Raw genomic sequence first — 13,554 nt, forward strand, 5'->3', positions numbered from 1 at the left:
CTTATGGATTGATTTATCTACTTTTGCACAAACTTACAAATGAGGTTTATGTCAAGGAGTAAATTGTGCTCAATTGTAGGTTTGTAAAGCGCAAATTAATAAATATAAATATCTGAGAAAAATATAAAAAGATTACTATGTTATCAGTTTCTAACCTTTCGGTACAGTTTGGAAAACGTATACTATTTGATGAAGTAAACACTACTTTTAATAATGGAAATTGCTATGGAATTATTGGAGCAAATGGAGCGGGAAAGTCTACGTTTTTAAAAATTATAGCTGGAAAGCAAGAACCAACATCTGGACATGTGCATTTAGAGCCAGGAAAACGTATGTCTGTTTTGGAGCAAAATCATAATCTATATGATGAGCACACAGTTTTAGAAACAATTATTATGGGTAATAAACCCTTATTTAAATTGAAATCTGAAATTGATGCATTATATGCAGATTATACAGATGAAAATGCTGAAAAAATTGGAGAGCTTCAAGTTGAGTTTGAAGAAATGAATGGTTGGAATGCTGATAGTGATGCAGCAGCAATGCTTTCAAACTTAGGCATTAAAGAAGAGTTTCATTATACTTTAATGAAAGATTTAGATGGTAAGCAAAAAGTACGTGTGCTTTTGGCTCAAGCACTTTTTGGAAATCCTGATTTGCTTATTATGGATGAGCCTACCAATGATTTAGATTACGAAACTATTTCTTGGTTAGAAAACTTTTTAGCTAACTATGAGAACTGCGTTATCGTAGTATCACATGATAGACACTTTTTAGATTCTGTTTGCACACATATTTCTGATATTGATTTTGGTAAGATCAATCACTTTTCAGGAAATTATACGTTTTGGTATGAATCTTCTCAATTAGCAGCAAGGCAACATGCGCAACAAAACAAAAAAGCTGAAGAGAAAAAGAAAGAATTAGAAGAATTTATACGTCGTTTTTCTGCTAACGTAGCAAAATCTAAGCAAGCAACGAGTAGAAAGAAGATGATCGAAAAATTAAATATTGCAGATATTAAGCGTTCTAGTCGTCGTTATCCTGCATTAATTTTTGAAAGAGATAGAGAAGCAGGAGATCAAATTTTAAATATCGAAAACCTTTCGGCTTCAATAGATGGTGACATTTTATTTAAAAACATAGATATAAATCTTGCTAAAGGAGATAAAGTAGTTATTTACTCAAAAGATTCTAGAGCTACTACAGCATTCTATCAAATTATAAACGGAAATGATAAAGCAGATACTGGAAAATACGCTTGGGGAGTTACAACATCTCAATCATACTTACCTTTAGATAACAGTGAGTTTTTTAATAATACACTTACACTAGTAGATTGGTTGCGCCAATGGGCAACTACAGAAGAAGAAAGAGAAGAAGTATATATTCGTGGTTTCCTTGGTAAGATGATTTTTAGTGGCGAGGAAGCTTTAAAAACATCTAATGTACTTTCTGGAGGAGAAAAAGTGCGTTGCATGTTAAGTAGAATGATGATGATGAGAGCTAATGTTTTAATGTTAGATGAACCAACAAACCATTTAGATTTAGAGAGTATTACTGCGTTTAATAATTCATTAAAGAATTTTAAAGGAACCGTTTTGTTTACAACTCATGATCATGAGTTTGCTCAAACAGTTGCTAATAGAGTTATTGAGTTAACACCAAGCGGAATAATTGACCGTTATATGACTTTTGATGAGTATATGGTTGATAAAAAGATAAAAGAACTACGAGAAAAAATGTATGCAGTTACAGCTTAATAATAAAAAAGCCTTGATTTATAAATCAGGGCTTTTTTATTACTGCAATTCAGCTTTAACAGCTTCAACTATTGGTACAGCACTATCAAGTTCGTCTTTACTAACATAGAGTTCTTGAAATCCTTGAATAGAAGAACCAAAGCCAGCAAGACGACCAGATTCCGATTCATCTTTTAAAATAGCATTTATACCAACGCTAATGAGTCTATCCATAACTAATTGAACAACAATAAAGCTTCCTGAAAATATTTTTATATAATCTGTGTCTGACATAAGTTTTAGGTTTAAAATTCTTACCTATAAGGTACAAAAAAGAGCTGAATGTTACACTATAAATTAAGAAGTCTTTAACTAAAAAAAGCGTTCAAAATTAGAACGCTTTTTAAATGTATATAAGATACCTTAACTTATTTAGTTGTCTATTGAGCCTAAAACACGTTGCATAAAGTTATTTAGTGCTTCTTTTTTAGGAGTGCCACTTTTTATCATCTTATTTACCTCAATGGCTCCATACATATTAGAAATAAGTTCTCCAATAACATCTAATTCTTCATCTTTTAAAGAAGGTACTTCTGTAAGATTTTCTAGAGTTTCAATAGTCTCTATAACAAAATCTTCATCATTATCTTCAATAAATTGTGTTAGTTGTTTTATTACAGGTAGTTTCATAGTTTCTGTTTATATAACTTCGTCAACTAATTCTTTTAAAACATCAAATTTATTAGTCTGAACTTGATTTTTAAATTCACCATTTTTGAATGTAGCAAATGTTGGTAAATTATCTACAGTAGCTAATTTTCTAGATTCAGGAAATTTTTCAGCATCAGCAATTACAAAAGTTAAACTTTCGTTTTCTAAAGCTAATTTCTTAAATTTTGGTTTCATTATTCTACAATTGCCACACCATGTTGCAGAATACTGTACAATAACGGTGTCGTTATTATTTACGATGTCTTGTAAATTGTCTTGTTCTAATTCTTGAATCATAAGAGGTGATTTTATAAGTAACCATGATATAAGTGATACAATTTGTATGCTAACTAACAAATTGTATCACCATAATTAAATAACATTTATATTGTTTAGTGCGACGCTAAATATTCAGCAGTACCTTTAGCATTTGGTGCCATTGCATCTTTTCCTTCTTCCCAGTTTGCAGGGCAAACTTCACCTTTTTCTTGCACATGAGTTAAAGCATCAATTAGTCTTAAATATTCATTTACATTTCTTCCTAAAGGCATATTGTTAATACTTTCGTGTTGAACAGTTCCTTCTTCGTCAATAATATAAGTTGCTCTATATGTTACGTTATCTCCTTCAACTTGAACAGTACCAGTTTCTTCGTCATACACTTCGTTTGTAATATCTAAAATACCTAAGATGCTCGATAAATTTCTATTACTGTCTGCTAAAATTGGATATGTAACACCTTCAATTCCTCCATTGTCTTTTGAAGTACTTAACCATGCAAAGTGAACTTCTGGAGTATCACAAGATGCGCCAATTACAATTGTATTTCTTTTTTCAAATTCACTAATTGCAGCTTGAAAAGCGTGAAGTTCTGTTGGACATACAAACGTGAAATCTTTTGGATACCAAAACAATACAACTTTTTTGTTATTTTTTTTTGCTTCTTCAAGAACGTTCACTTTAAAAGTATCTCCCATATCGTTCATTGCGTCAACGTTAATGTCTGGGAATTGTTTTCCTACTAATGCCATTTTTTATAAATTTTTTATTGATTATTATTTTCTAGTACAAAGATACATTACATTACTAGTTTTTTAATAAAATCAAATTTTAAATCTTTATCGAATAATAGATTTTAGCTATGAAAGTTGTTGACACGTATAGCAAACATCTATTTAGATTTCATCATTTTTATTTTTATTCTAAAAGCGGCAAATAAAAGTGTAGTAAATGGACTTAGCCAATTAAAGAAAGCATACATAAAGTAATCTCCAGTTTGAACTCCCAAAACACCAGCTTGATAAGCTCCGCAAGTATTCCAAGGAATTAACACAGAAGTTACTGTTCCAGAATCTTCAAGTGTTCTACTTAGGTTTTCTGGAGCTAAACCTTTATCGTCAAATGCTTTTTTAAACATTTTACCTGGAATTACAATGGCTAGATATTGGTCGCTTGCAATGGTATTTAATCCTAAACAACTAATAACAGTACTAGCAAATAAACCAAAAATTGTAGTTGCAACAGATAGTAAGGCTTTTGTAATTCTTGATAGAGCACCAATAGCATCCATGACACCTCCAAAAACCATAGCACAAATAGTTAAGTAAACTGTCCATAGCATACCTTTCATTCCACCAGCAGAAAACAAGTCGTTAAGTTTTTCATTGTCTGTTGTAATTTGTGTATCAGTAAAAATTGAACTCGTAATAGCATTTAGTTTAGAATCTGATAAACCACTTAAGATGTTTCCTTGAAAAATAAATGCAAAAATGATTGCCAATAAAACGCCAGCTCCTAAAGCTATTAATGGTTTTGTTTTGAAAAGAATTAGTATAATTACACCTATTGGAACTAGAAAAAGCCATGGTGATATATTGAATGTTTTATCAATATTTGTTAGTAAAAAGCTAATATCTGCTGTACCTGTTGTTTCAATCGTGACACTCAAAATTGAAAAAATAATTAGTGTAGCTAAAATTGTTGGTACGGTCGTGTAAGCCATATATCTTATGTGTGTAAACAAATCTGTTCCGGCCATAGCTGGAGCTAAATTTGTGGTATCACTTAATGGTGACATTTTATCTCCAAAATATGCGCCAGAAATAACGGCACCAGCAATCATGCCTGGATGAATCCCTAAAGCGCTACCAATACCAATTAAAGCAATACCTACAGTTGCTGAAGTGGTCCAAGAACTACCAGTAGCAATAGAAATTACGGCACAAATGATGACAGATGAAGGTAAAAATATTTCAGGGCTCAATACTTGTAAACCATAATAAACCATTGCTGGTATTACTCCACTAATAAGCCATGTTCCTGCTAAAGCACCAACTAAAAATAAAATCATAATTGGAACAAAAATGCTTTTTAGATTTTCCCAAACCTCTTTTACCATAACCATTGGTGGGACTTTATTCATAAAGCCACCAATCATTGCTACAAAAGCACCCATTAATAATATGAGTTGGTTGGTGTAAGCTCCTAACCATTCTTGGTCTTCAACAAAAAAGATATTATAGGCTAAAAGCCCCATTAATATAACAACAGGAACCAAGGCTTCAAAAATATTAAGCTCTTTATTATCTACTACGTTTTCTTTATCTGCTTTAAATTCGGAAAGATTATCGTCTTGCATTAGTTAGGAATTTTGTTTTGTAATGTTACGATTTTGTTAATCGATTTGCAAATCGATTTAGTTATGTACTTTTGCTCAGCAATTTATGGATTCAATTACTCAAATCGTTTTAGGTGCTGCTTGTGGAGAAGCAGTTTTAGGAAAGAAAATTGGCAATAAAGCTTTATTGTTTGGTGCTATTGGTGGCACAATTCCAGATTTAGATGTGTTTACATCACGTTGGTTATTTAATAACGAAATTGATATTTTGGCTGCGCATCGTGGGTTTAGTCATTCTATATTATTTTCAATTATAGGCGCCTTTGCTTTTGGCTGGATAGTCTTTAAACTGTATGATAAAGGTAAGCGGCGTTATACTACATCGTTAAGAGATTGGATTAAACTTTTCTTCTGGTCCTTATTCACACATATAATTTTGGACGCATTTACACCTTATGGTACGCAATGGTTTTTACCTTTTTCTGAGTATCGTGTGGCTTTTAATAACATTTCGGTTGCTGATCCAATGTATACCATTCCGTTTTTATTATGCATACTTGTTTCAATGTTTTTTAAACGCAATACAAAACGTAGAAAACTATGGTTGAAACTAGCTTTAGGTATTAGTTCTGCATATATGCTGTTTACTATTGGTAATAAAATTTATATTGATTCTGTTTTTAAATCTTCCTTAGAGTATGAACAAATTAGTTTTAGTCGTTATAGCACACAACCAACAATTTTAAACAATGTTTTATGGTATGGTATTGCAGAAACCAAAGATAGTTATCATGTAGGATTTTATTCACTACTAGATAAAGAGCAAAAATTTTCTAATTGGCAAATACTACCAAAAAACCATGGCATTTTACCAAATACTAATCCAGATATAAAAACTTTAGATTGGTTTAGTAATGGCTATTATAATTTATCTAAACAAAAAGGCGACACTATTCGCTTTAACGATTTACGTTATCCATTATTGAATGCAGATGATCCAAATTCTTCAGTATTTTCATTGTATTTATATAAAAAGGGCAATCGATATGATATGAAAGATTTCGAGCCTTCACCGCCTAAAGATGATGATTTAGAATTATTTTGGAATAGAATTAAAGGGAATTAAAAAGCCTTTTAGTTATTAACTAAAAGGCTTTTTAATAGTATTAATTAGAAAGTTAAACTAACTCTACAACTTCTCTTTTTTCTAAAATATCTAATTCTTCCATACAAGCTTTCATCATTTCAAACGTACGCTCAATATCAGCATCTAATCCAATAGAAAAACGGATTAGTCCATCTGTTAATCCCATTTCTACTTGCTCGTCTTCAGGAATTTCAGATGATGTAGATGTACCAGGAGCAGAGAATAGTGTTTTATAGAATCCTAAACTTACTGCTAAATACCCAAGGTTTTTATTTTGCATCATTTCCATTAAAGCATTTGCTTTATCTAAAGAGCCAACATCTATAGTAAGCATACCACCAAAACCATATTTTTCATTCATCATGGATTTAAAAATCTCGTGAGATGGATGAGAAACCAATCCTGGGTAAACTGTTTTTAGACCTAGTAATTGAAATTGTTCGGCTAAATATGTTGCATTCTTGCTATGTTGCTCCATACGAATATGTAGCGTTCTTAAATTCTTTAATACAGAAGCAGAACGTAAACTATCCATTGTAGATCCTAATAACATCGAAGCTCCGCTGTTTACATCTTTTAACTCGTTAATAAATTCTTGAGTACCACAAACAACACCACCAACAGTATCACTTGAGCCGTTGATAAACTTTGTTAAGCTGTGTATTACAACATCGGCACCTAACTTTGCAGGAGAAATAGATAAAGGAGAGAATGTATTATCTACTACTAATTTTAAGTTGTACTTTTTTGCAAGCTTAGCTAAAGCAGCAATATCTGCAACTTCTAATAAGGGATTACTAACAGACTCACAGTATAATATTTTTGTGTTTTTGGTAATTGCAGCTTCAACTACATCTAGTTTAGTAATGTCTACAAAAGAAGTTTGGATATCAAAACGAGGTGTAAAGTTTTTAAGAAATGCGTAAGTACCTCCATAAATTGTTCTACTAGAAACAACATGGTCACCAGCACCACATAATTGCATAATTACAGGAGTAATTGCTCCCATTCCAGAAGCCGAAACATTTGCGGTTTCTGTGCCTTCCATTGCTGCTAAAGCTTCGCCTAGGTATAAATTTGAAGGTGAAGTATGTCGAGAATATAAGTAGCATCCATCTGCATTACCCTCAAAAGTATCAAACATTGTTTTTGCTGATAAAAAGGTATAAGTAGAGGAATCAGAAATTGAAGGATTAACACCTCCAAATTCTCCAAAATATTGTAAGTCTTGAATGTTATTTGCTGGTTTAAATTTCATATTTATTGCTTTGTCAGGTTGAGCGTAGTCGAAACCTAGTTAATTAAGCTTCAAAATTCGATATTATTAGACTAATAATCAATATATTTGATTTATTATAGAAAATAAATCTATTCAAAGTTATTTTTAATGATTTATTTTAATTTAAAATAGCATTGATTGTATTTAAACTGAAAATTTTTCGATTATGATTTTAGATGAAATTGATGAGCAAATTTTAGTGTTACTTCAAACTGATAGTAAGCAAACCAACAAGGAGCTATCTAACAAGCTTAATTTATCTGTTACAGCTGTCTATGAACGTATTAAAAAACTAGAACGAGAAGGTATTATATCTCGCTATGTAGCATTAATTGAGAAGAAAAAAATTGATAAAAGTTTTGTGGCTTTTTGTAATATAAAACTGTTGCAACATTCAAAAGATTATGTGATGCAGTTTGAAAGAGATGTTACTAAATTAGATGAGGTTTTAGAATGCTATCATATTAGTGGAGATTATGATTATTTACTAAAAGTAATTGTTTCAGATATGGAAGCATTTAGAGAGTTCATGGTAAAAAAGCTAACAACAATAAGTCATATTGGGAGTACGCATAGCACATTTATGATTAATGAAGTTAAACACACAACAGTTATAACCATTTAATATGAGATCTAATCAATATAAACTCGTAGAATTATTTTTAATATTTGTCTTAATTCCGGTAAGTTTTGCAATCACTTATCCTATTTGGATGAAAATGATTATTGGATTTTTTGGGTTTATATATGTTATTTATATGCTTCTTAAAGTTGAAAAAAATAAATTTAAAGTTGCTTCAAATCTAAATTGGAATCAGTTTTGGAAAACAACGTTTATAAAATTAGTTGGCATTGCAATCATTACATCAATTTATATGCAGATTGTAGATATAGATAACCTATTTATTGTAGTACTTTACAAACCTTTATTATGGATTGCTATTCTCTTTGTGTATAGTTTTTTTTCAGTATATCCTCAAGAACTTATTTATAGAACGTTTTTTTTTCAGCGTTACCAATCGTTGTTTAAGAGCGAATGGTTAGTTATTATTGTTAATGCTACTTTGTTTTCATTAGCACATATTTTTTTTAAAAATACTTTAGTCATGTTCTTAACATTTATTGGAGGCATTTTATTTGCATTAACCTATAAAAAAACTAAATCAACGCTTTTGGTTTCTATTGAGCATGCTATTTATGGCTGTTGGTTATTTACAGTTGGAATGGGAGAGATGCTTGGTTTTCCGTCTTAATCTTAAACTTTAAATTTCATTAAACCTATTGGTTAATCATAAATCAAAGTCGTATTTTTGTACTCATTTTATAAAAATCTGATAAAAATTATCTTATGAATTCATACGATGTAGCAGTAATAGGTTCTGGTCCTGGTGGTTATGTAGCAGCAATTCGTTGCGCACAATTAGGCATGAAAACAGCCATAATCGAGAAATATTCAACACTTGGTGGTACCTGTCTTAATGTAGGTTGTATACCAAGTAAAGCACTTTTAGATTCCTCACATCATTACGAAGATGCTATAAAGCATTTTGATGCTCATGGTATTGAAATCCCTGGAGATGTAAAAGTAAACATTGAAAAAATGATTGCTCGTAAGCAAAGTGTTGTTGACCAAACTACATCTGGAATTGATTTCTTAATGAAAAAGAATAAGATTGATGTGTATGAAGGTGTAGGTAGTTTTAAAGATGCAACACATATTACAATTGATGGAAAAGATGCAGGTGAGATTGAAGCAAAAAACACCATTATAGCAACAGGAAGTAAGCCATCTAGTTTGCCTTTTATTAATATAGATAAAGAGCGAATTATTACATCTACTGAAGCTTTAAAGCTTAAAGAAATCCCTAAACATATGATTGTGATTGGTGGTGGTGTTATTGGTTTAGAACTTGGTCAGGTATACAGACGTCTAGGTTCTGAAGTTTCTATTGTTGAGTATATGGATCGCATTATTCCTACAATGGACGCTGGTTTATCTAAAGAACTAAATAAAGTTTTTAAGAAAGCTAAATTCAAAATGAACGTGTCTCACAAAGTAAAATCTGTTGAACGTGTTGGTGATGAGGTTGTAGTAAAAACAGACAATAAAAAAGGAGAAGAAGTAGAGCTTAGAGGCGATTATTGTTTAGTTTCTGTAGGGCGTCGCCCTTATACAGATGGCTTAAATGTAGAAGCTGCTGGTGTAAAACTTACAGATAGAGGTCAAGTTGAAACTAACGAGCATTTACAAACAAACGTATCTAATATATATGCCATTGGTGATGTGGTTAAAGGTGCAATGTTAGCTCATAAAGCTTCTGAAGAAGGTGTTTTAGTAGCAGAAACGATTGCAGGACAAAAACCGCATATTGATTATAATTTAATTCCTGGTGTTGTTTATACATGGCCAGAAGTTGCAGCTGTTGGTAAAACAGAAGAAGAATTAAAAGCAGCAGGAATAGCATACAAAACTGGTCAATTTCCAATGCGTGCTTTAGGTAGAAGTAGAGCAAGTATGGATATCGATGGATTTGTAAAAGTTCTAGCAGATGCTAATACAGATGAGATTTTAGGCGTACATATGATTGGAGCTCGTGCTGCAGATATGATTGCAGAAGCAGTAGTTGCTATGGAATATAGAGCGTCCGCAGAAGATGTCTCTCGTATGTCGCATGCACATCCAACATTTACAGAAGCTATTAAGGAAGCTGCTTTAGCTGCTACAGATGATATTGCTTTGCATATATAAATAATAACTAAGTTATTAAATAGATAAAGCGAACCATTTGGTTCGCTTTTTTTATACATTAACATTTATAATATTTTGGTAGTTAGTAAACTAATTTTTATTCGTATATTTTTTATGAAGAAAAAAATAAAAATAATGTGACTTTTTATCTTCGTTAGTGTCTTAATTTAATATAACCCACATTAATAGCTTTATAATTGAAAACCATTAAAGATTTTAGCAAAGTATCTGATGAAGATCTTATAAAATCTATTGTCAAAACAAATGACACGCTGCTCTTTGAAGTACTATATGATAGATACGCAACAGTAGTATATAACAAATGCTATGGTTTTGCAAAAGATGAGCACGAAGCAAAAGATTTAACACAAGATGTATTTTTAAAGCTCTTTGTTAAATTGGCTAGTTTTAAAGAGAGGTCTAAGTTTTCTACATGGTTATATGCATTTACTTATAATCACTGTGTAAATTATGTAACGAGAAATACTGCAAAAAAGATTGAAAGACAATCTGTAGACTATCGTGACATTGAAGACGTTTCAGAAGAAAAAGAAGATTATAGTTTCCACCAAATGAAAGTTGAAAAACTTAAAGAAGCTATGGACTTAATTTCTCCGCAGGAGAAAATGATATTATTACTAAAGTACCAAGATTATTTATCAATTAAAGAAATCGAAAGTGTTTTAGGGATAGGAGAAAGTGCAGTTAAAATGAGACTAAAACGCGCAAAGGATAGATTGGTTAACGTTTATAGAAATAATCTAAAATGATGGAAAATCCGTTTAAGCATATAGACAAGCCACTAAAACAAGTTCCTAAAGAACTTAAATCTAAGGTGATGAATGATATTGCCATGGCAAAACTAGTCATGGAAATTGCCGAGTTGTTTTCATACAATTTAGGTGATGTTATAGAAACAGTAATGCAAAAAAGAACTAAATAAAAAAACTCAACCCTCTAAATAAGAATAAATAACCATGGAAAAAGCATCAGAATATAAAAATATAGCATTAGAATCCTTATCATCTATGTGGTCAGAAATAGGAAAATCATTTCCGAGCATAATTGGAGCTATTGCTGTATTACTAATAGGATGGATTGTAACTAAAATTATTGTCAAAATAATTAGTAAAGCATTAAAACTAGCAAAAGCTAATAAGCTTGATGATAAGTTAAATGAGATTGAAATTATTGAAGGAAAAAAACTAAACTTCGATACTATTAAAATTGTATCTAGTTTTGTAAAATGGGTATTATACATCATGCTAATTATTATGGCATCAGACATTATGAACCTTACAATTATCTCAGAGCAGATAAGCAATTTTCTAGGCTATTTACCTCAGTTATTTGTTGCAATAATTATTTTCACATTAGGCCTATTGTTTGCCAATTTTGTGAAGAACGGACTAAGGTCGTTTTTTGAATCTATGGACTTGTCGGGCTCTAAAATCATTAGTCAAATAGTATTCTTTTTACTACTCATATTTATCTCAATAACAGCTTTAAATCAAGCAGGTGTAAACACAGATATAATAACTAGTAATTTAACGATGATTATGGCTGCTTTTTTACTAGCATTTGCTATTGCATTTGGTTTGGGGGCAAGAGAAATTGTTAGTGATTTACTAAGAACATTTTATACTAGAAAAACTTTTGAAATAGGACAAAAAATAGAATTCAATAATAAAAATTACGAAGTAGATGCTATTGATAATATTTCCGTTGTCTTAAAAAATGATGAAGGTAAATTAATTGTGCCAATTAAAGATATAGTAGAAAGTCAAATACAAATACGAGGTTAACTATAAAGTTAGGGTTATAGATTTTATATATGGTTAATTATAAAGACCTCGTATTTTGATGATTTTTTATTTATCCCTTTTCATTTATTTGAAAAGGGATTTTTTTTTTTTTTGAGCTATTATTTTTTCTTATTTCGCTTATTATAATTTTTATCACCTCTAGTTTTTGGCTTCTTGTATTTTGCAGCAATTTTAAACTTGTAAGAACCACCTAAATTTTCCTTACTATTCTTTTCTGATTTTTCATGAAAAGCTGGTCCAGGAGCATGCTCATCTGTTTTACGCTTATGAGGATTATTGCGCTCTCTAATTTGCGGACGTTCTTCTTCAATGAGTTCGGTAGAAATACTTACAGTTTCAGGAATATCTTGTACTGGAATTTTAAAATCCATATACTCTTGAATGTTTTCAATAGCATCTTGTTCTTTTTCAGTAGAAAAAACTAAAGCTTGTCCTTCGCGTTCTGCACGACCAGTTCTACCAATTCTATGCATGTAGTTTTCAGGATAAACTGGTGTGTCAAAATTAATGACATGAGAAATATTATCAATATCTAAACCACGAGCCATAACATCTGTAGCAATCAAAATTCTATTTTCTCCAGCTCTAAATTGCTCAATGCTTCGTAACCTGTAATTTTGAGTTTTGTTAGAGTGAATTACACAGCATTGCTCATTAAATAATTCTTCTAATTGACTAAATAAGCGGTCAGCCATTTTTTTGTAAGCCACAAAAATTAAAACTTTGTTATACGTGTCTTCGTCATTAAGTAATTGCTCTAATAAGTTTACTTTGGTGTAAAAATTTGGAACATCATAACGCAGTTGATTAATATTATCTAAAGGCGTTCCAGATACAGCAATAGTTACACGTTCTGGCTTTACAAAAAACTCAGTAATCAACTCGTCAACATCTTGTGTCATAGTTGCAGAAAACATGATGTTTTGTCTGCGTTCTGGTAATATGTCAAAAATGTTTAAGAGTTGGTGTCTAAACCCTAAATCTAACATAACATCAACTTCATCAATTACTAATTTCTGAATTGATTTTAACTTTAAAACACGACTTACCGCTAAGTCAAATAAACGACCAGGAGTAGCTACAATAATATCTAATCCTTGAGACACAGCTTGCTTTTGAGTGTTAATGTTTGTGCCTCCATAAACACCTAAAACTCTTACATTAATATATTTAGCCAGTTTTTCTATCTCATCAACGACTTGAACAACCAATTCACGTGTAGGAACTAAAATTAATACTCTTGGGTTGTCTTGCGTTGAGTATTTAAGATTTTTAAGTATTGGCAGCATGTAAGCAAATGTTTTACCTGTTCCAGTTTGTGCAATACCAACAACATCTTTGCCAGAAGATACAATACTAAAAGCTTGCTCTTGTATAGGAGTAGGCGATATAAAGCCTAAATCATCTAAGGCATTATATAATGGTGTGTTTAAATTTAAATCTTTGAAAGTCACAGTATACATTTAAGTTGCAAAGATAGTTT

General features: G+C 31.1%; 15 protein-coding genes. 8 read left to right on the top strand and 7 right to left on the bottom strand.

Annotation, left to right across the window (positions count from 1 at the left end; translation table 11 throughout):
- Nucleotides 1-137 precede the first annotated feature (137 nt).
- Nucleotides 138-1,763 (top strand): ABC-F family ATP-binding cassette domain-containing protein, encoded by a 1,626-nt coding sequence (locus tag BXY80_RS06480; RefSeq protein ID WP_120200456.1) that lies wholly within the window; start codon nt 138-140, stop codon nt 1,761-1,763.
- Nucleotides 1,764-1,802: 39 nt separating this feature from the next.
- Here BXY80_RS06480 and BXY80_RS06485 read toward each other — a convergent pair whose 3' ends face one another.
- The 5 genes from BXY80_RS06485 to nhaC form a co-directional block, all read right to left on the bottom strand.
- Nucleotides 1,803-2,036 (bottom strand): DUF2007 domain-containing protein, encoded by a 234-nt coding sequence (locus BXY80_RS06485; protein WP_120200457.1) that lies wholly within the window; start codon nt 2,034-2,036, stop codon nt 1,803-1,805.
- 138 nt (nt 2,037-2,174) lie between these two features.
- A complete protein-coding gene (locus tag BXY80_RS06490) occupies nt 2,175-2,432 on the bottom strand; it encodes a DUF6952 family protein (RefSeq protein ID WP_120200458.1) in 258 nt (85 codons plus the stop codon).
- Nucleotides 2,433-2,441: 9 nt separating this feature from the next.
- Nucleotides 2,442-2,750 carry a thioredoxin family protein gene (locus BXY80_RS06495; protein WP_120200459.1) on the bottom strand — a complete coding sequence of 103 codons (309 nt, stop codon included), beginning with the start codon at nt 2,748-2,750 and terminating at the stop codon, nt 2,442-2,444.
- Nucleotides 2,751-2,845: 95 nt separating this feature from the next.
- Nucleotides 2,846-3,484, bottom strand: a complete 639-nt coding sequence (locus tag BXY80_RS06500) for a peroxiredoxin (protein ID WP_120200460.1) — start codon at nt 3,482-3,484, stop codon at nt 2,846-2,848.
- Between the two features lie 140 nt (nt 3,485-3,624).
- Nucleotides 3,625-5,091 (bottom strand): Na+/H+ antiporter NhaC, encoded by a 1,467-nt coding sequence (gene nhaC, locus BXY80_RS06505; protein ID WP_120200461.1) that lies wholly within the window; start codon nt 5,089-5,091, stop codon nt 3,625-3,627.
- Between the two features lie 85 nt (nt 5,092-5,176).
- On the opposite strand from nhaC, the gene BXY80_RS06510 reads away from it, so the two are divergent.
- Nucleotides 5,177-6,196: a metal-dependent hydrolase gene (locus BXY80_RS06510; RefSeq protein ID WP_120200462.1), complete on the top strand. Its 1,020-nt coding sequence runs from the start codon at nt 5,177-5,179 to the stop codon at nt 6,194-6,196.
- Between the two features lie 52 nt (nt 6,197-6,248).
- Here BXY80_RS06510 and BXY80_RS06515 read toward each other — a convergent pair whose 3' ends face one another.
- Complete coding sequence (locus tag BXY80_RS06515; protein ID WP_120200463.1) at nt 6,249-7,475, bottom strand: aminotransferase class I/II-fold pyridoxal phosphate-dependent enzyme; 1,227 nt, start codon at nt 7,473-7,475, stop codon at nt 6,249-6,251.
- A 187-nt stretch (nt 7,476-7,662) separates the two neighbouring features.
- Here BXY80_RS06515 and BXY80_RS06520 point away from each other — a divergent pair, with 187 nt between their 5' ends.
- From BXY80_RS06520 to BXY80_RS06540, 6 genes are all read left to right on the top strand, one after another.
- Entirely contained in the window at nt 7,663-8,121 is a 459-nt protein-coding gene (locus BXY80_RS06520; protein WP_120200464.1) for an Lrp/AsnC family transcriptional regulator, read from the top strand.
- 1 nt (nt 8,122) lies between these two features.
- On the top strand, nt 8,123-8,749 hold the full coding sequence (locus BXY80_RS06525) for a CPBP family intramembrane glutamic endopeptidase (protein WP_120200465.1): 627 nt from the start codon (nt 8,123-8,125) through the stop codon (nt 8,747-8,749).
- A 95-nt stretch (nt 8,750-8,844) separates the two neighbouring features.
- Entirely contained in the window at nt 8,845-10,245 is a 1,401-nt protein-coding gene (gene lpdA / locus BXY80_RS06530) for a dihydrolipoyl dehydrogenase (protein ID WP_120200466.1), read from the top strand.
- Nucleotides 10,246-10,442: 197 nt separating this feature from the next.
- Nucleotides 10,443-11,015, top strand: a complete 573-nt coding sequence (locus BXY80_RS06535) for an RNA polymerase sigma factor (RefSeq protein ID WP_120200467.1) — start codon at nt 10,443-10,445, stop codon at nt 11,013-11,015.
- Nucleotides 11,015-11,188 carry a hypothetical protein gene (locus BXY80_RS13910; RefSeq protein ID WP_162843282.1) on the top strand — a complete coding sequence of 58 codons (174 nt, stop codon included), beginning with the start codon at nt 11,015-11,017 and terminating at the stop codon, nt 11,186-11,188. Before BXY80_RS06535 ends, BXY80_RS13910 begins: the two co-directional genes overlap by 1 nt.
- A gap of 34 nt (nt 11,189-11,222) precedes the next feature.
- Nucleotides 11,223-12,050, top strand: a complete 828-nt coding sequence (locus BXY80_RS06540; protein WP_120200468.1) for a mechanosensitive ion channel family protein — start codon at nt 11,223-11,225, stop codon at nt 12,048-12,050.
- A gap of 119 nt (nt 12,051-12,169) precedes the next feature.
- Here BXY80_RS06540 and BXY80_RS06545 read toward each other — a convergent pair whose 3' ends face one another.
- Entirely contained in the window at nt 12,170-13,525 is a 1,356-nt protein-coding gene (locus tag BXY80_RS06545) for a DEAD/DEAH box helicase (RefSeq protein ID WP_120200826.1), read from the bottom strand.
- Nucleotides 13,526-13,554 lie beyond the last annotated feature (29 nt).

It is taken from the genome of Ichthyenterobacterium magnum (assembly GCF_003610635.1).
Taxonomy (GTDB): Bacteria; Bacteroidota; Bacteroidia; order Flavobacteriales; family Flavobacteriaceae; genus Ichthyenterobacterium; species Ichthyenterobacterium magnum.

Excerpts from the sequence above, each read along its gene's own strand:
- BXY80_RS06510 (WP_120200462.1), top strand. The coding sequence starts at position 5,177 with ATGGATTCAATTACTCAAATCGTTTTAGGTGCTGCTTGTGGAGAAGCA.
- lpdA (WP_120200466.1), top strand. The coding sequence starts at position 8,845 with ATGAATTCATACGATGTAGCAGTAATAGGTTCTGGTCCTGGTGGTTAT.
- BXY80_RS06540 (WP_120200468.1), top strand. The coding sequence starts at position 11,223 with ATGGAAAAAGCATCAGAATATAAAAATATAGCATTAGAATCCTTATCA.
- BXY80_RS06520 (WP_120200464.1), top strand. The coding sequence starts at position 7,663 with ATGATTTTAGATGAAATTGATGAGCAAATTTTAGTGTTACTTCAAACT.
- BXY80_RS06525 (WP_120200465.1), top strand. The coding sequence starts at position 8,123 with ATGAGATCTAATCAATATAAACTCGTAGAATTATTTTTAATATTTGTC.
- BXY80_RS06480 (WP_120200456.1), top strand. The coding sequence starts at position 138 with ATGTTATCAGTTTCTAACCTTTCGGTACAGTTTGGAAAACGTATACTA.
- BXY80_RS06500 (WP_120200460.1), bottom strand. The coding sequence starts at position 3,484 with ATGGCATTAGTAGGAAAACAATTCCCAGACATTAACGTTGACGCAATG.
- BXY80_RS06495 (WP_120200459.1), bottom strand. The coding sequence starts at position 2,750 with ATGATTCAAGAATTAGAACAAGACAATTTACAAGACATCGTAAATAAT.
- BXY80_RS06490 (WP_120200458.1), bottom strand. The coding sequence starts at position 2,432 with ATGAAACTACCTGTAATAAAACAACTAACACAATTTATTGAAGATAAT.
- BXY80_RS13910 (WP_162843282.1), top strand. The coding sequence starts at position 11,015 with ATGGAAAATCCGTTTAAGCATATAGACAAGCCACTAAAACAAGTTCCT.
- nhaC (WP_120200461.1), bottom strand. The coding sequence starts at position 5,091 with ATGCAAGACGATAATCTTTCCGAATTTAAAGCAGATAAAGAAAACGTA.
- BXY80_RS06515 (WP_120200463.1), bottom strand. The coding sequence starts at position 7,475 with ATGAAATTTAAACCAGCAAATAACATTCAAGACTTACAATATTTTGGA.
- BXY80_RS06485 (WP_120200457.1), bottom strand. The coding sequence starts at position 2,036 with ATGTCAGACACAGATTATATAAAAATATTTTCAGGAAGCTTTATTGTT.